This window comes from Micromonospora tarensis, from assembly GCF_016803395.1.
Taxonomy (GTDB): domain Bacteria; phylum Actinomycetota; class Actinomycetes; order Mycobacteriales; family Micromonosporaceae; genus Micromonospora; species Micromonospora tarensis.
The window spans coordinates 23,578-40,219 of record NZ_JAEVHL010000012.1 but is presented as its reverse complement, the minus strand read 5'-3'; the positions used below and the strand labels follow the sequence as shown (position 1 = coordinate 40,219).

Sequence of the window (16,642 nt, the reverse complement as noted above, 5' to 3'; positions counted from 1 at the left end):
CAGCGCACCGCCGCCATGCCCGCCAGGGCCATCGGTCCTCACGGCGCCTGCCTTACACCAGTACCCGCACCGATGGCAGAATCGACCCCGCAGGCGTCGCCTCGACCGCAACCGGCCAGAGCTGTGTATCGCCCTGCACGCCACCCGGCTGCGGCAGGTTTCTGACCGCGGCGGAATCATTTGCCACCGAGGCGTGTGGAGGACCGAAGCAGCGACGCTCGCACGGTAGGGTAACCATCTACATCGACGACTGCCTTTGGCCGGCGCTCGGTCATCTCGCTACGCCGGCCGGGGCGCGATGGCCCCAGGGGGCAACGGTGGCAGACCCGCACAAGGTGAGCGAGGCGTGGCGCGCGCTCGGCCAGCAGTTGGCCGTGTACCGCAAAGCTGCCGGCTACACCCAGCACTCGCTGGCGCCCATAGTCTTCACCGGCCGCAGCACGATCGCGAACACCGAAGTCGGGCGCCAGCACCCAGAGCGAGCCTTCTGGATGCGCTGTGACGAGGTCCTCGACACCGACGGCGCCCTCACCGCCGGGTATGACCAAGTCATCGCCGTCCGGCAGAAGTACAGGCGGGCCAGGGGAACGACAGCATTCACCACCGCCCTGACCGCAACCGGCACCGCCCTGATGACCGACGCAGGCGGCCAGCTCGCCGGGGAGACCGATATCGTGACGGCTGTGGTAGACGGGCGAGGCCAGCAGGTTCAGGTCAGCCGCCGGGCGCTCCTACAAGCGGTCCCCGGCGGTGTGGTGGCATCCCTGGCGGGTGCGGAGCCGCTGGCGGCGGCGTCACGGGCGGCACAGGTTGATCCGGCCGTCGTCGAGCACTTCGCGGTGCTGCGGTCAGTGCTCGTGGAGTCCGACAACCGGGTCGGCGCCGCGACGATCCTCCCCACTGCCCGCCAGCAGCTGGGCCACATAGCCGACTACCGCCGAGCCGCCCGAGGCAGCCTGCGCGACGCGCTGTTGAGTACCGAGGCCCGGTGGGCAGAATTCGCCGGCTGGCTCAGCGACGATTTGGGCGACCGCGACGCCGGCGCCTGGTGGCTCGCCCAAGCATTGACCATGGCCCAAGAAGCCGGCGACATGGAGTTCACCGCCTACGTTTTCGCCCGCATGGCGCAGCGGGCCGCCGACGCCGCTGATCAGGACCGCGTATCCGGGCTCGCCCGTGCCGCCGAGCGCACTGGCAGCACCCAGGAGCAGGTGCGCGCGTTCGCGGCGGTGCAACGCGCCCACGGGCACACCATCGAAGGTGACGCCGACTCGTTCCGGGCCGCCATCGACGAAGCCCACCATCTCGCTGCCGCCACCGGAACAGACGGCGGTGGGCTGGGTGCGTTCTGCACCACGGCATACATCAGCGCGCAAGAGGGCGAGGGCTGGCTTCGGCTGGGCCGACCTGGCGCCGCCGTCCGGTGCTTCGGTGAGGCCCTCGACGCGTGGCCGGAGTCGTACCGACGCGAACGGGGCCGCTATCTGGCACGCACCGCCGCCGCCCACGCCGCCGCCGATGAACCCGAGCTGGCCGCTGCCGCCGCCCTCGCCGCGCTCAACCTGGCCAACCTCACCCGCTCGGCACGAATCCAACGCGAGGTCGCAATCGCAGGCCGCCAGCTCACGGCGTTTCCCACCCAGCCCGGAGTGCAGCAATTGCATGCCGCCCTGGCCGCTTCCGCAGCGACATTGTGACCGACAGCAGCGGTTCGGGCGACAGCGTCGATGTCGCCTTCGTCGGCCGGGCCAACATCGACCTGACCATCCACGTCCCCCACCGTGCCCGACCTGGCCGCACCGCCATCGGCTCGCCCCTGACCGCCAACGCCGGCGGAAAGAGCCTCAACCAGGCCATCGCCGCCGCCCGCCATGGCGGGCGCGCCACCCTGATCGCCAACGTCGGCACCGACGCCTGGGGCCACCAGATCACCACAGCACTGACCGAGGCAGGCGTCGACACCCGCCACGTCCAACTCGTCCCTGACGCCACCACCGCAGCGGCCATCATCGAGGTCACCCCAGACGGCGAAAGCTACATCACCCTCGCACTCTCACCCGCCACCGAACTCACCACCGGAGACATCCACCGCGCCGCTGCCGGCCTCGGCGCGGAAGCCGTCATCGTGCAGCTCGACCTACCACCCGAACCCGTGACCGCACTGCTGAGCCACCGCCGCGCGCCGATCATCATCGGCAACCTCGTCCCTCACCCTGACCTCGACCCCACCACGCTGGCGAAACTCGATGTCCTCGTCGTCAACCAGCACGAAGCTGCCGCCATCCTGCGCACCACCGCCGGCAATCCGCTCGACGCCGCCGTCGCGCTGCAGCGCCTCGGCCCTCGTACCGTCGTCGTCACCGCAGGCCCCAACGGCGCCGCCTTCACCCACCCCCACGGATGCGCCACCGTGCCCGCACCCGCCGTCCCGGTCATTGACACCACCGGAGCCGGCGACGCCTTCCTCGGCTGCCTCGCCCCCGACCTCGCCCGCCACACCCCGCTACACGACGCCATCACCACCGCCGTCCACGCGGGCTCCCACATCGTCGGGCACAGTGGCGCTCACACGCCGACACATCGGATCCTCTGACGGAGCACCCGTTTAAGGGCGACTGCCAGCACAACCCGCCCTACGCTTTATCGGTGCAGCTCCTGCCGAGCCGACATAGCAAAGCCTGGCAAGTCGACCCGGCTAGTATCCCCGCCGGCCAACGCCGTGCGCTCAGCCTCCGTGAGGAGGATGCCTATCGCCATCCGACGCTCCGGAGGCAGGCAGTCCATGGCCACGCGCCTTGCCATACCGTGCATGATCGACCTCGTCATCGGCAGGTCGGGATTGTCCGTGCGGCCGACACGGTGGTGCTGGATGGTCAGCTGGCGGTGGCCCAATTGGCCTCGAAGGTGTAGGCACGGCCCGCAACGGGATCTCGGCGGTCGGCCAGAGGCCCGGAATTCGTCCCTTCTTGTCGGCAGTGAGGGACAACCCTTCTGCCAGCGGCTCCAGGAACAGGCGCCGCCGGTCGATCTGCCCGGCTACTGGATCGCCGGAAAGCCGGCCCAGGCCGCGCTCACCTCGACCCGCTGCGGCTCCGAAGGCGACCGACAACTACATCGACTCCTGCCGACCCTCTTTCATGACCGCGGCCATGGCCTGACGGAAGGCGAGTATTCCCGCCTCCGCAGATGACGGGTCCACGCCCGAAGCTATCGCCGGGTCGACTGCGATCGACTCGTCCGTATACCCATGCGCCTTCTTCTCAGGGAAGACAACCTCGGACTCCGCGATGCCTACGCACGAGCGATCGCGCGCGTCAGCCAACGCAAGTCCGCAGGGATGAGCGTCCCGTCAACGTCCCAGATGACCAAGCCGGCGCCGCTGTGGTTCATGGAAGCATCGTGACGCCCGCATGATGCCCACCCAGGTAGGCCGGCCTTGGTCTGCGGCCGGCAGACCAACCAGGGCCTCCTGGGACTACCTCAGGCCACGCGATCACGCTACTGTGATCACGCCGGGTGAGCGGCGACAACTCTGCCCCCCGCTAGCGCCTCAACTCAGGAGCCTGTCGATGTCAATTCCAGCGGCGGAGGACCCCAGTGGTGCCTGGCTAGCGCTGGGACAAACGCTGGCGGCACTGCGCAAAGCGGCCGGCTACACCCAGCACACCTTTGCCCCGCTGGCCTGCTACGGCCGCAGCACTATCGCGAACGCGGAGACCGGTCATCAGCGTGTAGACCGTGAATTCTGGGTCCGCTGCGACACATTGCTAGGTGCCGATGGCGCATTGATCCAAGAGTACGACCGGATGGAGAGGCTGACACGTGGCAGGCGTCGTCACCAAGCGCTGGTCGCCACCACCAGCCGCCACCGTGCGGCACACCCCATAATGGATCATGTCATCCGGCATACCGCTGCGGCAGGTTCGGGCGACAACGCCGGGCCGAGCATCGAAAGTTTGCGACGCCGGATTTTCGAGGCGCACGAGGCCCGCGCAAGTCGGTCTGAGAGTGCTCCCGCGCTTGTTCTGATCGGGGGCTACGCGGGCTCTGGAAAGACGGAGCTCGGCCGGATGTTGGCCGGCATTACTGGCTGGACGCTGCTGGATAAGGACCAGATCACTCGCCCCTTGGTTGAAGATCTGCTGTCTGCGATGGATCGCGACCCCAACGATCGGCACTCGGAGGCATACCTACGGAGAGTCCGTCCGGTGGAGTACCGCTGTGTACTGAACGCGGCTTTCGCTCAACTGGATGCCGGCGGGTCCTGCATTGTCAGCGCCCCCTTCCTGCACGAATTGCCCAACCCCGGGTGGCTCCAGCGCCTCACGAAAAGGTGTAGCACTCGCGGGATTGGCATCCTGTCCGTGTGGGTCGACGCAGACGTCGACTCAATGTACGAGTATCTGGTGCGTCGAGACGCCGCACGCGACAGCTGGAAGCTCAACCATTGGGACACATACGCCGCCAGCGTTGACCCAACGTTGCGGCCAGCGCTGCCGCACTTCGTCGTCGACAACGCCCGTCACGCCACTGCCGGGCTCTTCGGGCACGCCGATGCGGTGGCTCGGATACTCTCGCCCTCGTGACCACTCCGGCGATCATCCTGTATGGCCCGCCAGCGGCCGGCAAGGACACCATCACCGCAGCTCTGCACCAACTCGATCCGCGATACGTCGGATTCGGAAAACTCAAACTCGCTGCCGAACACGGCGATACCACAAGATATCGACTAGCTAGCGCGTCCGAGTTGCAGCAGCTGCGCGCTGACGGTCTCGTAATCTACGAGAATGGCCGCTACGGCAATCGATACGTCGTCGACCGGCCCGGCCTTGACGCTGCGTTCGCCGCCGGCCAGATTCCGGTCGTGCACATGGGTCAGGTCGTCGGCGTACGTGCCCTGCGCGCCTACGAGGTCGACTGGCTGCCGGTGTTGCTCTGGTGCTCCCGGGAAGCAACCTCCACACGTGCCCGCCTGAGGGGCAGTATCGACGTGGACGCACGGCTGACTGTATGGGACGAAACCCTGCAGGACCTCGATATTGCTGCACGCGACGACTTCGCGTTGCGCATCCACACAGACCACCATCAGCCGAACGAGGCCGCTCTCCTCATCGATGCCGCCCTGCATCGGCGTACCGGTCGGATGATGAAATGACTTCCCCCGATGCTGTCGGGCGTGGTCGCTGTGCGTTCCTCATAAGCCCTGAAGACTGACCATCGAGCACCTTTCCGCGCCTGCATCGACTGCACTTCACGTACTGAAGCCACCACGCTGGCCGGGCTGTCAACGCCGGCTGCAATTGGATCTGGCTCACTTTCCGTAATCGGGACTGACCCGGCTCGGGGTGCAAGGTTCACTATGTAGGGCGCGTCGGGCGGAGGGGGTTAAGGGCTGGCCGACCGCCTCGGCTTGGTGACCAGCCGCAGCAGCGTCCTGAGGCTGGTCCCACTGGCAGCAGGGCGGCGTGGTCGTCTGGGACAACCACGCTGTCCCTCATAGCGCCTCTCCCTGCGCCAACTCCCGCTACCGCTGCCTGCCGTACCGCACCGCTGCCCGGTAGGCGGAACATTGCAGGGATCGCACGGAGGGGCGATTCCCGCACCGTCAAGCGGATGATCGCGGCTAGGGTTCCGGCATGGGCGAAAAGGTACTCGTCAAGGACCGCGCGTTGAACGCGGAGCGGATTGATCGGATCGGCCGAGAGGTGAAGCGGGTCCTGCCCACGTTCGCCGCAGAGAATTTCGTCGCCGACGTAATGGCCGACCTGCCCCGGTTGGAGCTAAAGGCACGCATAGCCCGCACCGCGAAGGGCTTGCACGATCACCTGCCGGTCACCGGCACCGCGGCGCTAGACGTGCTGCTGCGCTCTCTGCCACCCACGCCGCAAGCCGCCGGCATCACCAACGACTTCGGCCTCCATCTGTACTCACCACACTCCGACTACGTCGCGCGCTACTGCCGCACCGGCAAAGAGCTTGACCAGGCTCTCAACGCGCTGCGCCGCTTCACCTGCTACTTCTCCGCCGAAGACGCGGTTAGGTACTTCCTCAACGACTTCCCTGAGCAAACAATGAACGCCGTACATGCCTGGGCGCGGGACGACGACTACCGGGTACGGCGCCTGGCGAGCGAGTCGACGCGTCCCATGCTTCCCTGGTCACCACGCCTCAGACTGCCCCCAGAGGCTGGGCTGCCGGTCCTCGCCCAGCTGCACTTCGACAAGAGCCGGTACGTGACGCGGTCAGTCGCCAACCATCTACGCGACATCGCCGCCACCGACGGCGATCTCGTCATCGCCACCCTGACCCGCTGGAAGACCGACAGGCGCACCAGGGAGAAGGAGTTCGACTTCGTCGCACGCGAGGCCCTGAAAGCCGCGCTTAAAAGGGGTTGGTCGCCCGCGTACGAGTTTCTCGGCTACCCGAGCGACGTACGCGTCGACATCTCGGCCGTCCACATCCAGCGCACCGCCCTTCGAGCAGGGGAGACCTTGGCTTTCAGCGCAGATCTGTTAGCCGAAGCAACAGTGCCTCTTCACGTGTCGTACGCAATTTGCTCGACCGCGCAGCGGGGGAAACGCCGCGAGAACGTCTACTTCCTCAGTAGGGTGACTGCCAAACCTGGTCAGCCTGTCACCCTGTCCAAGGAGCATCCTCTGCGCTCGACCGGTACGGCGGCGGTCGTGCCCGGGGCGTTCACACTGCAGATCCAGGTAAATGGACAGCGATTCCCTGTGGGACAGTTCCAGGTTGCCCAATAGGTCACCGGCCACGCAGTACCCGCAATCGCGGCGGCGATCACCGCTCTCAACCTGGCAGGCGACCAACCCGGCAACGAGTGGTCCACCGTGCCAGCTGAAGCGCGAGCCGACCTTGCCACATGCCAACTACTCGGCGGTCACCTCGACAGCGCGCGGGAGACGCTCGCCCCGCTGTGGGCCATGCCGTCGGACTGGCGACGCACCGGCCTGTTGGGACGGCTACAGCGGATCCATCGCCTGCTATCCGGACCCCGGTGGCATGCCGTCTCCCAGGCCCGCCAGGTAGCAGAACTCGCCTCCAGCTTTGGAACCGCTCACGCAGGACCGCCCGCCTTGCCGCCAGCTTGACGAGCCTGCTGCCAGGCCAACAACAACTCCCTCTCACGCTTGGGAGGCAGGCCATGATCCGCAGCTCGGCCCGCCTCACCGTCGCCGGTGATCGCAGTGCCGCCGCTGTTCATCCACGCCCAGGTCTCCACCACCGTCTCGTGTAGCGGCCGGCACCTCAACCCCGCGGCCACCGCGCGACGGCTGTCGACTTTCCAGACTCCCGGATTGGTCCTCCACAGTGGCAGCTCGGTCCACTGCTGCATGCCCTGCCCAGTGAGCCAATCCGAATCCACCCAAACCGGTTCAGTGCCCGCCCGCGTCACGGCGACGCAGCTATCGACGAGATCGCCGAACGTCGCATGGTCCATGGGCGCGGTCACGTTGTACGTACCCGAAACTCGCGAGAAGGCGCAGTGCAGAGCGAACTGTGCAACATCGCGAACGTCGACCGGCTGGATCGGACGACTACGAGGCCCTGGAGCCAGAAGCCGGCCCCCGCGGGCGGCCCGGCCAAGCCACCACGTCAGGCGGCCGACATATTCACGGGGCCCGAGGATGACGCCTGGACGCAGAACCGCGGACTGCTCCGCGCCGATAACCGAGACCACAGCTCGCTCACATCCAGCCTTCAGAGCGCCGTACTGCCCCGCGTAGCCCAACTCCACGCCGAACGACGCGTTCGCGTTTGGTGGGCAGGCGAAGAGCGTCGAAGTGTCGTCCAGCGCCTCGTTCGGCCACCCGGTGTAGGCGTTTACGGAGGACAGGAACACGTAATGGCCGACCACCGACCCCAACGCGGTCGCGGCATTCAGAACCTGCTTCGGTACAAACCCGATCGTATCGATGACCGCGTCCCAGGGACCTTGCCGCGCAAGGCGCCGTAGATCCTCAATCCGCTCCCGGTCACCGCGCACAGCCTCAACCCCGGCAAGATCAGGTGCTGAGGCACCCCGGTTGAAGGTAGTCACAGACCAGCCCATATCGAGAGCGAGCTCGCCGATCGCTCGACCGAGATACCAAGTTCCGCCAAGGATGAGCAGCCGCATCGCCCCATCATCGCCGACGACCGCTCGGATATCGACAGCGCTCGCGGGTTAGTCCGGTTAGCCGAGCGCGGCGACTGCCTCGTGTAGTTCGCGGCGGCCCGGTGCGGTCGGGAAGCGCGCTGCTAGGAGGGTATCGAGTGCGCGGAGCTCTTCGCCGATGCGGGCGGAGCCGGTGAGGTGTGCCGCTGAGACGCTGCGCATTCCAAGCGCAATGGCGCGCTCCGGTTCTGGTTCTTTCGTTGCCAAGACGGTGTTGGCGAGTTTGGCCTGTAGATGCCCTTGATCCCGGCGCAGGTGCTCGCCTGTTGCTTTGATCTTGCCTTCAAGGATGCGGACGGCTGTGGCTGCCTGTCCGCAGGCTCGGTAGCCGCCAGCGGATTGTTCTTCCAGCTCGTTCAGGTTGTATTGGTGCAGGTAGACCGGTGCGTCGGGATCGACGTCGGCGGGGTGGTCGCGTAGGAGCGTGAAGGCATCTTCGAGTTTCCGCTGGAATCGGGTGGCGTCGCCGTAGAGCGCCCAGCCACGGGCTTCCTGCTGCAGGGCCAGCGCGTGCAGGCGAGGGCTCGTTGCGCGGGGCACCCTACGGGCACCGGCCGCTAGCTCGATTACGTCGCGAGCATCGTTGTCGAGCAGCGCGATATTCGACTTGCGGATCATCAGGTAAGCCACGGTGGCGTAGTCGCCTGTGGCCTGCGCCCATTGGCTTGCGCGGTCCGACCAGTAGCGGGCTGCGGTGGTGTCGCCGAGGTCCTGGTGCAGCCAGCCGGCGAACTCGCCGTACTGTGCGAGCAGCCGGAGCACGGGTGCGGTGTTGTCGGGTGGGGCGGTGCGTCGCAGCCGGTCAAGGACTCGGATCTGGGCGAGGGTCGTGCCGATTAGCTGCCGGGGGCCGAGCATCTTGTCCGCGGTGAAGTGTTCGTTTAACAGCCGCCCGAAGTAGTCGAGCGCCTGTGAATCCACTGCGTTTTCGCCGGCGAGAACCTTGGCGACGCGGTCGGCTTGATCAGGATCGGTCACGCCCGCGGGCAGGACAGTGCGGAGCAGGCCACTGGCCATGAGTTCACCGAGCTGGCGTCGGGACAGCTTCACCAGCACCGTCCTCCCGTCCGGTGTCTGCAACTCCAAGGTCACGCTATCGCCATCATCGGTGTGCAGGCCAGCCAGCGGAAGGATCGTGCGTCTCTTCGCTGGCGCCATGTCGGCCGGGGCCAGGGAGCGCAGCAGCTTCAAAAGGCCGCCGGCGTTCAGGGCGGTGTCGATGCCTTGGACCCATTCGGTGGCGGGCAGATGTTCGCCGTGCTCGGCGCGGCAGAGCCGGGTGTAGTCGTAGCGGGCCTGCGCGGCCAGGGCGCGCAGGCTCATGCCCGCTTCGGTGCGCAGGTGATGCAGGACCACGCCGAACACGTGGCGCACGGCGTCGCTGTCTGCCTCCATACGCCCGACCCTCCGATCCGAAGACGTCGATGTTGCCGCAACACCGGCTCCCTTCTCAACCGTCAGCCCGGCGGTAACGCTGTGTGCATCGGCCAGACGGCCTGGGTTAGCCCGCTACAAGGAGGCAGCACATGCAAAGACTCTCTCTCGTTCGGCTCGCGGTGGCACCGATCATGGCCGCTGCCCTCCTGCTCGCGGCATCCCCAGCCCAGGCTGCCGCTCCGGATCCGGCGCCCGCCGAGCCGACCAGCACCGCCTGGACCGCCACGACCAGCGACGCCGCAGCCAAGGCGGGTCTGGCCCTCGCCGTCGACAAGGACACCGGCCAGTGGCGCATCCAGCAGGCCGCTGAGTCGGGGATGACGCCGAACTACCCGGTGTCCTACTGCTACGGGAACTTCACCAACCCGCGGATGCTCGGCTCCTCGACGCTGGAGTTCGGCGGGGCGCAGACCTGCGACTACGCCCGCGACTGGCCACACCGGATCGTGGTCGAGCTGCAGAGCACCTGCTCCGACATCTGGTGCGTCATTTTCCAGGACGAAGGGTCGATCGACTCGCAGTGGCGCACGGCCCGGGTCGCGAACGCCTTCGGGGGCCTCGGCTGCGACAACTCCGACCGCCGCAAGTACCGGCTGTCGACCGACGTGTACGCCCGAGGCATCTACATCGGCAACGTGCTCAGCACGACCGAACCCATCCTGCGCTGCTCGATGTGACCGTGCGGCAGGAGGCGGGCGGCTAGCGTGACAACATGACCATCGCAGACCCCCGCCTCCTGCGCCCGCCGGCCGTGCTCAGCCGGGCCGCCGGTCTCGCCCTGCTGCATTGGGGTGTCGTCGACGGCCCTCACGGGTTGTCGCTCGTCGTCGAGGTGGTCGACGAGGACGCCACCGGCGCCCTGCAGACAGGGCCATGGAAAGATCCGCAGACCGACAACCTCTCGATACACGTCACCACCGGCGACGCCGAGCCGATCTGCCCGAAGACGATGGCCCGATTCTCCGGACCGGCCTGGCAGCGATGGATGGTCACCTTCGACCGGTACGACCGTCCGGCCCGGGTCAACGCCGCCACGGCGACAATCACGATCGCGGTCCAACCTGTCGATCTGCAAGCCGCCATAGATCTCTCTGGCCGCGCCTGAAACGGCGAGCCCCAAGCAAGAGAAAGCAGAGGTGCCTTACTTTGTAAGGCACCTCATGCCTCGATCATGGATTCCGTTGTTCCGAAGGCTATCGCTGACCTGGTTCACCGGTTCGGCCATGGCCGAACTGGTGGACGGGGCCAGCACGATCATCCTGATCACCCGCGACATGCGTATCCGTGCTTGGTCACGTTTGGCAGGTGCGTTGTTCTTCGTTATTGAACGTGATGAACATGGCGGCACTCTGCTGCGCAACACCGACGGGATGGGCGTTTCGGGTGAGGCTCACTAGCCTGATAGCGTTCTCCGATCGGCTCGGTCGCGCGCACGAAGAGCGGCAACTCGATTCTCGAGGAGAAAAGCAGTGCGGATCCTGCCCGAGATCTCCCGCACCTTCGGTGAGTACCTGCTGCTGCCTAACCTCACCGAGGACGGGTGCACGCCGGACCACGTGGATCTGTCGGCTCCCGTCGTGCGCCACCGAGTCGGGGAAGCCTCGCCGCTGCGGATCGCCGTTCCCATGGTCAGCGCGATCATGGGGGCGGTGTCCTCGCCCAGGCTCGCCATCGCCCTAGCCCAGTGCGGAGGGCTGGCGTTCATTCACCAGAACCAGCCGATCGCGGAGCAGGCCGAGATGGTGGCCGCGGTCAAGCGACACAAGGCCGGCTTCCGGCACAGCGACATCAACATCAAGCCGAGCGCCACCCTCGGGGAGGTCGGCGACCTCCTGGCCGCCGCTGAGCGCGATGTCGCCGTCGTGACCGACGACGGCAGTCCCGGCGGGACGTTCTTGGGGTTGATCTCCACCAGCGACTTCAACGTTCATCGCCACGACCTCGGTGACAGCGTGGAGTCCCGGATGCGCCCGGCTGCGGGCCTCGCCACCGCCCCGACAGGTATCTCGCTGTCCGATGCGAACACCCTGATCTGGGATGCCCGTCAGGATGTCCTGCCGATCGTCGACGAGGACGGCCGGCTCGCCTCGATCGTGCTGCGCAGGGACTACGAGCTGCACAAGCAGTTCCGCAAGGAAAGCATCGACCAGGACAAGCGCTTCGCGGTCGGCGCCGGGGTCAATACCCACGACTACCGCGAGCGAGTCCCGGCCCTGGTCGCCGCCGGCGCGGATGTCCTGTGCCTGGACTCCTCCGACGGCTACTCGACCTGGCAGAGCAACGTCCTGCAGTTCGTCCGGGAGCGGTACGGCGATGCGGTACGCATCGGGGCCGGCAACGTCGTGGACGGGCGCGGCTTCCGTTACCTCGCCGAGGCCGGCGCTGATTTCGTCAAGGTCGGAATCGGCGGTGGCTCGATCTGTATCACCCGCGACCAGAAGGGCATCGGCCGCGGCCAAGCATCCGCCCTCGCCGACGTCGTCCGCGAACGCGACGCCTACGCGCGGGAGACCGGCCAGTACGTTCCGCTCTGCTCCGACGGTGGTGTACTGCACGACTCTCACATGGCCATCGCCCTCGCCTTCGGTGCTGACTTCCTCATGCTCGGACGCTACTTCGCCCGTTACGAGGAGAGCCCCTCACCGCTGGTCAGAGTCGATGGCCAGCTCTATAAGGAGTATTGGGGGGAGGGCAGTCAGCGCGCCCGGAACGCCGCCCGCTACGGGCAGGGCAAGACCCTCGTCTTCGAGGAAGGCGTCGACGGGTACGTGCCCTTCGCTGGCAGCCTCTACGACAACGTCTCCGTCACCCTAGCCAAGATCACCTCCACGATGATCAGTTGCGGCTCGACCACGCTCCGGCAGTTCCACGAGACGGCGACCGCCGTTGAGGTCTCCCACCAGAGCTACCTGCAGAACAGCGAAGACGTGCGGCTGCGCGACCGGGCCAACGCCATCGTCTGACCCAGCACCAGCGGCTCGATCGACGCTAAAGCGAGTCGCGGCCGACACGTCGTCAACCCGACCCGACCTTGACGCCGCCCTCGCCGCCAAGCAGGTTCCGATGGTGCACATAGGTCAGTCGCCGGTAGGCGAGTGCTCGTGATGTCAGCCACGATCGCCTACCAGGGCGTGGTCGTCCTGGTAAGGACGGTGCGGTATCGGGCGTTGAGGTATTACCTTTGGTTCCTCGACCTCGACCTCGCACGGCACGCCTTGGCGCCGGAGCCGCTGCCGTTACCGCAATATCATTTCGAAGACAGCTCGATCCTTTCCTGGACCTTTGAAATCCTTAGTCACTTCAACACCATTTACGACGCAATCCCCGACCAAATTGATGAATCCCAAGGATCGCCAAGCGTGCAGCGCCGGTGCATTGTCCGGCTCGGAGGTCAAATAGATCCGGCGACAGCCCCACCGCTGAGCCTGCTCGCGCACGGCGGAGATGAGCGCGGCAGCAACGCCCCGGCGCCGACGATCCGGGTGAACCATGACGTCTTGGACGTAAATTTCACTTCGATCGACCTGGCCCTGCATGGCGATCACCGCACCGACGACAGTGTCGTCGCCCACCACCGCGATTGGACACGTCGAGGAGAAAAGTTTGGCGTAGAGCCAATAGTCGGATGGTGTGCGGCATTTGACGTAGGGCGCGCCCAGGCTCATCAAATTCCGTACGTCGTCGGCAAGGTTTGCGTTAAGGTCGACAACCCGCATGAACCCATCTTCGCATCTTCGTGGGCCGCCTGGCGCAGGTCCCCGATGGCCTCAATGCGCCGCAATTATCAGCACGGTCCAGAAGCCACAGTCGCTTGGGCTGCGGCGTTGTTGGCCGCGAGCCAGCCGGCGGGGTTGCCGCAGTCGTGGTACTTGCCGGCGACGGGGTGGATCAGCACGTCGTTGTCACGGGCGAAGGCGATGACGGCGTCGGTGGCCTGATACTCGCCGTTCGGTGCCGGAGTCAGCTTCTGAAAGTAGGCCACGGCGTCGGCGGGTAGCAGTGTGCGGCTGATGTTGATGTAGGCAGTCGGTTCGCCGTAGTCGTCCGGCTTCTCCAGCAGCTGATCGAGTAGCTGGTGACCCTCGGCTGCTCGCGGGTGCAGAATGCCGTAGCGGTGAGCCTCGGCGCCGGGCACTGTGGCGGCGGCGAGCGCGGCCGGCACTGCGGCTGCGGCCCGGGCAGCCGCGAGGTCGGCCAGGTCTGACCCGCCGTCGTTGCGAAGCAGGAGGTCATCGCCAGCGACCAGGAGGAAGTCGTCGCCAGCGATGAAGTCAGCGGCAACAATGGCGGGCAGCGCGGTGCCGTACCGGTCGTCGCGAGGTTGTTCAAGGAACGTGAACTCGGCCTGGCTGTGCAGTTCGGCGAGCGGGGCGTACTTGTCCTGCCAGCCCCGTGCGGTGAAGTAGCCCTTCAGATCGTGGTCTTCGGTGAAGTAATGACGCACCTGGCGGCCAATCTCGCCGGGGGCGGTGACGATTGCGATCTCGTGGGCGCCTGCGGCGATGCAGTCAGCGACTGCGTAGGCGACGACGGGTTGGTTGAGGATCGGCAGCATGCACTTGTTGATGGTTTTGCCGATGGGGAAGAAGCGGCTGCCCATGCCGGCGACAGCGATGACGGCCCTCACTGACTCACCTTCCGGCCGGGGTGCACCGACCCGTCACGATGTTGTGAAAGTGAGCCGGGCGGATCTACTGAGTTTAGGCCGGGCCCAAGCGCCAGTCCCGGGTTTCCCCCGCACTACCCAGCGAGTGGCGCGGTGGCGACCGTTGTCCATCGGTAGGTGCGGTTTTCCCGGCGGAGCGCGATCAGCGTTGCCTGGTGCACGGTTACCTCGACAGGCGGCTGGTGGCGTAGGCCGGTGAGGCGGTCGCGAATCGGTCCGGCGGGTGCCGACGTGCCGCTGTAGGCGATGGTCACATGCGGTCGGAAATCCTCTGCGGCTTCCGGCACGTCCTGCCAGACGGCGCCGATCGCTTCGCGGATGGCCGCGCGTAGCTGTTCGACTTGGTTCCAGGGCTGAACGAGCAGGCCAATCCCTTCCTCGTCCGGATCGACGGGTCCGAGCATCAGACGCAGGGGTTGTAGCTCGGCACAGCGTTGACGGGCCTCGGCGACGATGCGGCGCAGGTCTTGGACACTGACGTCATCGGTGAAGCCCACGCCTTGCATGGTGAGGTGCAGGGCATTGATGGGCACAAGGTCGAGTTCGGCCAGTGCCAGCTCGCTCTGGATGTGGCTAGCGAGGTGGTGAAGGTCGGGTTGGTGCTCGAAGGTGAGGTGCCAGGTGTAGAACTGGCGGTCAGCTCGCCAGCCGGGGCGCCAGTACCAGTGGTTCGTGAGTTCGGGCAGGTTCTGGTAGGTCATCCATCGCTGGTGCAGGCTGGCCAGTTCCCGGCTGCTCATGTCGCAAATGGTAAAGCTGGCGGCGCACGCCGGCTTCTGTGAGCGCGGACGGCGAGCTGCTCCGCGATGTGACGCATCTGCGGCATGGCGGCGAACGGTTTGGCGCTGGTGAGGAATTGGTGGGTGCGCTGGTTGACCGACTCGTAGCGGTGGTCCGCGGTCAGGGCGAGAGCGTTCAACGCCAGCTCTGCGGCCTGTTCGGGATCCGGGTCAGCGTGGTGTAGGTAGGCGGTGGCCAGGTCAAGGCGGCTGAGGGCTTGCGGGCCGCGCAGCTCTGCGGCGTCGAACGCGTCGATGGCCCCGGAGAGGTGGGCGGTGACGTTCTTGCCGCAGTTCAGGACGAGGTAGGCGGTCGCAGCGTTGGCTGCTGTGCGGGGGTAGCAGTACGGGCCGAGGGCGAGGCTCGTGCTAACGGTCGTGTCGTGCGGTTGCTCGGCCAGCATGGTGAACGCGTGATTGACGGCTTCATCGACGCCGTAGCGGTCGCCAAGGTGTGCCAGTGCCCGCGCTTTGCCGTTGATCGTCAGGCGGATGGTGTGAGGGCCGGAGCCGGAGTGGCGCAGGCCGTCTTGGGCATAGGCGAGCGCGTCGTGGTGTTCGCCGGTGTAGAAGGCGATGAGGCTTTGGGTGGCGCGTGCCCATGCCCGCACGTCGTGTTGCTGTGCTGTGTCGGCGAGGTCGAATGCTTCTGCGGCGTAGGCGTGAGCGACGCGGAACGCACCGAGGTCCAGCGCGAGGGCGCCGAGCAGCCCGGATAGGTGAGCGGCGAGGGTGTACAGCCGGGCGCGTTGTGGTGGGTGCTGCCGCCCGGCCATGAGCTGATCGACGTAGGCGCGCAGCGGTCGCATGCGTGCCAGGAGGACGGCTGAGGGGAGTCGTTCGTTGTCGGCGATCGCGCGATGGACCTCGCCTTCGAGGTAGCTAAGTCGGGCGTCATCGTCGGTGCCGGACTTCAACGCGAGCCGGCGGGCGTTGATGCAATCCTCGGTTTCCCAGAAAGCCGAATCGTTCTCACCGCCCTCAGTGGAACCGGTGCCGGCGGTGGGCTGCGGCCGGTCGGGGGTCTTCGAGGGGACGGCCGTCGACTGCGGTTGTATCCGCTGGGCACGCTTGGCGATGCGGTCGTACTCCTGGGCAAGGACGCCGCAGGTGTGCAGGGCGGTGTCGCAGCGTGCCCAGAACTCGCGCTCGGGGTGTTGACGGCCGGTCTCGGTGTTGGCGACGGAGCTGCGGCCGTACTGCACGAGCCGGGCGAGGCCCTGCTGGGTGAGGTTGGCATCTCGGCGCAGCTGTGCGAGCTGGCGGCCGAGCGCGCGGCGTGCCGTCGTGATCTCGTCGGTGTCGGCCATGGTTTGCCACCCCCTGGCGGTGCCGAGATGCGGTCACGGTGCGGGCAGAACCTATCCGCTACCTCCGACAATTCCTGGATTGGTTACCACGGGCCGTCGTGCGTCGGTAGGGCGCGGACGGGGTTTGGCCGACAGCCGCGCGGGGCCAGGCAGCCTAGCGGCTGCCTCGGCCGCCTGTAGGAGTCACGCGCGGTCAGCGATGTCGCAGTCTTGTCGGCGTCGGCGGCGGTATCTGCCGACAATGTCGTGGCACGGCGCGGCGGGCGTGTCGGAC

At 66.7% G+C, this 16,642-nt stretch carries 15 protein-coding genes; 9 read left to right on the top strand and 6 right to left on the bottom strand.

Going from position 1 to position 16,642, the window contains the following annotated elements:
• The first annotated feature begins 317 nt into the window (after positions 1–317).
• From JM949_RS04770 to JM949_RS04750, 5 genes are all read left to right on the top strand, one after another.
• Entirely contained in the window at positions 318–1,697 is a 1,380-nt protein-coding gene (locus JM949_RS04770) for a helix-turn-helix domain-containing protein (protein ID WP_203147218.1), read from the top strand.
• On the top strand, positions 1,694–2,593 hold the full coding sequence (locus JM949_RS04765; protein WP_203147217.1) for a ribokinase: 900 nt from the start codon (positions 1,694–1,696) through the stop codon (positions 2,591–2,593). The genes JM949_RS04770 and JM949_RS04765 overlap by 4 nt, the downstream gene beginning before the upstream one ends.
• 976 nt (positions 2,594–3,569) lie before the next feature.
• Positions 3,570–4,586, top strand: coding sequence for a helix-turn-helix domain-containing protein (locus tag JM949_RS04760; RefSeq protein ID WP_203147216.1), 1,017 nt, complete (start codon positions 3,570–3,572; stop codon positions 4,584–4,586).
• On the top strand, positions 4,583–5,155 hold the full coding sequence (locus JM949_RS04755; RefSeq protein ID WP_203147215.1) for a kinase: 573 nt from the start codon (positions 4,583–4,585) through the stop codon (positions 5,153–5,155). Before JM949_RS04760 ends, JM949_RS04755 begins: the two co-directional genes overlap by 4 nt.
• A gap of 481 nt (positions 5,156–5,636) precedes the next feature.
• A complete protein-coding gene (locus tag JM949_RS04750) occupies positions 5,637–6,761 on the top strand; it encodes a hypothetical protein (RefSeq protein WP_203147214.1) in 1,125 nt (374 codons plus the stop codon).
• Positions 6,762–7,075: 314 nt separating this feature from the next.
• On the opposite strand, the gene JM949_RS04745 is transcribed toward JM949_RS04750, so the two are convergent.
• On the bottom strand, positions 7,076–8,137 hold the full coding sequence (locus JM949_RS04745; RefSeq protein WP_203147213.1) for an NAD-dependent epimerase/dehydratase family protein: 1,062 nt from the start codon (positions 8,135–8,137) through the stop codon (positions 7,076–7,078).
• A 57-nt stretch (positions 8,138–8,194) separates the two neighbouring features.
• Positions 8,195–9,571 carry a helix-turn-helix domain-containing protein gene (locus JM949_RS04740; protein ID WP_203147212.1) on the bottom strand — a complete coding sequence of 459 codons (1,377 nt, stop codon included), beginning with the start codon at positions 9,569–9,571 and terminating at the stop codon, positions 8,195–8,197.
• A 131-nt stretch (positions 9,572–9,702) separates the two neighbouring features.
• On the opposite strand from JM949_RS04740, the gene JM949_RS04735 reads away from it, so the two are divergent.
• The 4 genes from JM949_RS04735 to JM949_RS04720 all read left to right on the top strand — a co-directional run bounded on the left by JM949_RS04735 (position 9,703) and on the right by JM949_RS04720 (position 12,576).
• Positions 9,703–10,290: a hypothetical protein gene (locus JM949_RS04735; RefSeq protein WP_203147211.1), complete on the top strand. Its 588-nt coding sequence runs from the start codon at positions 9,703–9,705 to the stop codon at positions 10,288–10,290.
• A 35-nt stretch (positions 10,291–10,325) separates the two neighbouring features.
• Positions 10,326–10,718: a hypothetical protein gene (locus tag JM949_RS04730; protein WP_203147210.1), complete on the top strand. Its 393-nt coding sequence runs from the start codon at positions 10,326–10,328 to the stop codon at positions 10,716–10,718.
• Between the two features lie 118 nt (positions 10,719–10,836).
• Entirely contained in the window at positions 10,837–11,010 is a 174-nt protein-coding gene (locus tag JM949_RS04725) for a hypothetical protein (protein ID WP_203147209.1), read from the top strand.
• 72 nt (positions 11,011–11,082) lie between these two features.
• Positions 11,083–12,576, top strand: a complete 1,494-nt coding sequence (locus tag JM949_RS04720) for an IMP dehydrogenase (RefSeq protein ID WP_203147208.1) — start codon at positions 11,083–11,085, stop codon at positions 12,574–12,576.
• Between the two features lie 273 nt (positions 12,577–12,849).
• Here the strand turns inward: JM949_RS04720 and JM949_RS04715 are convergent, their stop codons facing one another.
• From JM949_RS04715 to JM949_RS04700, 4 genes are all read right to left on the bottom strand, one after another.
• Positions 12,850–13,329 (bottom strand): GNAT family N-acetyltransferase, encoded by a 480-nt coding sequence (locus JM949_RS04715; RefSeq protein WP_203147207.1) that lies wholly within the window; start codon positions 13,327–13,329, stop codon positions 12,850–12,852.
• A 68-nt stretch (positions 13,330–13,397) separates the two neighbouring features.
• The gene (locus JM949_RS04710; protein ID WP_203147206.1) at positions 13,398–14,240 is read right to left on the bottom strand and encodes a sugar phosphate nucleotidyltransferase; all 843 of its coding nucleotides are present in this window, start codon (positions 14,238–14,240) and stop codon (positions 13,398–13,400) included.
• A 113-nt stretch (positions 14,241–14,353) separates the two neighbouring features.
• The gene (locus JM949_RS04705) at positions 14,354–15,019 is read right to left on the bottom strand and encodes a 2'-5' RNA ligase family protein (RefSeq protein WP_203147205.1); all 666 of its coding nucleotides are present in this window, start codon (positions 15,017–15,019) and stop codon (positions 14,354–14,356) included.
• Complete coding sequence (locus JM949_RS04700) at positions 15,016–16,368, bottom strand: helix-turn-helix domain-containing protein (protein ID WP_203147204.1); 1,353 nt, start codon at positions 16,366–16,368, stop codon at positions 15,016–15,018. The genes JM949_RS04705 and JM949_RS04700 overlap by 4 nt, the downstream gene beginning before the upstream one ends.
• Positions 16,369–16,642 lie beyond the last annotated feature (274 nt).

Excerpts from the sequence above, each read along its gene's own strand:
- JM949_RS04760 (WP_203147216.1), top strand. The coding sequence starts at position 3,570 with ATGTCAATTCCAGCGGCGGAGGACCCCAGTGGTGCCTGGCTAGCGCTG.
- JM949_RS04750 (WP_203147214.1), top strand. The coding sequence starts at position 5,637 with ATGGGCGAAAAGGTACTCGTCAAGGACCGCGCGTTGAACGCGGAGCGG.
- JM949_RS04745 (WP_203147213.1), bottom strand. The coding sequence starts at position 8,137 with ATGCGGCTGCTCATCCTTGGCGGAACTTGGTATCTCGGTCGAGCGATC.
- JM949_RS04740 (WP_203147212.1), bottom strand. The coding sequence starts at position 9,571 with ATGGAGGCAGACAGCGACGCCGTGCGCCACGTGTTCGGCGTGGTCCTG.
- JM949_RS04735 (WP_203147211.1), top strand. The coding sequence starts at position 9,703 with ATGCAAAGACTCTCTCTCGTTCGGCTCGCGGTGGCACCGATCATGGCC.
- JM949_RS04730 (WP_203147210.1), top strand. The coding sequence starts at position 10,326 with ATGACCATCGCAGACCCCCGCCTCCTGCGCCCGCCGGCCGTGCTCAGC.
- JM949_RS04725 (WP_203147209.1), top strand. The coding sequence starts at position 10,837 with ATGGCCGAACTGGTGGACGGGGCCAGCACGATCATCCTGATCACCCGC.
- JM949_RS04715 (WP_203147207.1), bottom strand. The coding sequence starts at position 13,329 with ATGCGGGTTGTCGACCTTAACGCAAACCTTGCCGACGACGTACGGAAT.
- JM949_RS04705 (WP_203147205.1), bottom strand. The coding sequence starts at position 15,019 with ATGAGCAGCCGGGAACTGGCCAGCCTGCACCAGCGATGGATGACCTAC.
- JM949_RS04700 (WP_203147204.1), bottom strand. The coding sequence starts at position 16,368 with ATGGCCGACACCGACGAGATCACGACGGCACGCCGCGCGCTCGGCCGC.